General features: G+C 66.0%; 1 protein-coding gene. It reads left to right on the top strand.

Annotation, left to right across the window (positions count from 1 at the left end):
* Nucleotides 1-179: 179 nt before the first annotated feature.
* On the top strand, nucleotides 180-950 hold the full coding sequence (locus tag ABZ532_RS31655) for a transposase family protein (protein ID WP_361291480.1): 771 nt from the start codon (nucleotides 180-182) through the stop codon (nucleotides 948-950).
* Nucleotides 951-1,102 lie beyond the last annotated feature (152 nt).

Raw genomic sequence — 1,102 nt, 5'->3', positions numbered from 1 at the left:
TTCAGCAATCACCTCAGCTGTCAGGCCCGTGATCCGGCGGTGGCTGATGATCGCTGCACGAGTCGTGTTCCCCACCACCCGACCATGATCAACCATCTGCGGCTCGACGCCTCACCGCCTACCATGCACGAGCTCGTAAGGCGTGTTGCAGAAGGCTTCGGAACAGGACATTTTCCTTGTTGCGTGGGGTGTTGAGGGCTGAGGCTGTGTGGGTGGAGACGTTCACGGGGCTGCGGATGCGCCAGTTCGACCGCCTGGTGAAGGTGGTGCGGGAGAGGGGCGGAAACGGTCCCGGTGGTGGTCGGCCGTGGTGCCTGCCGCTGGCGGACCGTGTCCTGCTGATGGCGGTCTACTACCGCACGAACCTCACCATGCGGCAGCTTGCACCGCTCTTCGGCTGCTCGCCCGCGACCGTGTGCCGGGTCATCCAGCGTCTGCGCCCGCTCCTGGCCATCGAGCCGGCTCACCGGCCGGCCGATGCCGTAGAGCGGCTGCGGATCGCGGACGGCACCCTGATCCCGGTCCGCGACCGTAAGGTCGGCGCTTCCAGCCGCAACTACCGGTTCTCCGCAAACGTGCAGGTCATCATCGACGCCGACACGAAGCTGGTGATTGCCGCGGCCCGGCCGGTCCCCGGCACCACCGCCGACGCCAAGGCATGGCGCGACTCCGGACTGGCCGAGCACTGCGAAGGCGTCACGGTGCTGGGTGACGGTGCCTACATCAACACCGGCCTGGTCATCCCGCACCGCAAACGCCCCGGCCGGCCACTCCTGCCCGGCGAGGAGGAAGACAACGCCGAGCACCGCAAGGTGCGAGCCCGTGTCGAGCATGCCTTCGCCCGCATGAAGCACTACAAGATTCTCCGAGACTGCCGCCAGCGCGGTAACGGGCTCCACCACGCAGTTCAGGCCGTCGCCCACATGCACAGGCTCGCCCTCGCAGCATGATCAGAAACGCCGGAACCACACTCTGACCTGCGAACACCCAACCTTCTGCAACACGCTCTTAGAACTCCTAACAAAGGCGTTGGACGTGTCGGTGGGTGATGAGGCAGGTGGCGAGTCCGAGGAAGGCTTCGTGGATGTCGTCGCGTCGTTCC

The sequence above is a fragment of the Streptomyces sp. NPDC019396 genome, assembly GCF_040632375.1.
GTDB lineage: Bacteria > Actinomycetota > Actinomycetes > Streptomycetales > Streptomycetaceae > Streptomyces.
Note: the sequence above shows the minus strand (reverse complement) of the source record. Positions and strands in the feature narration are given on the sequence as shown.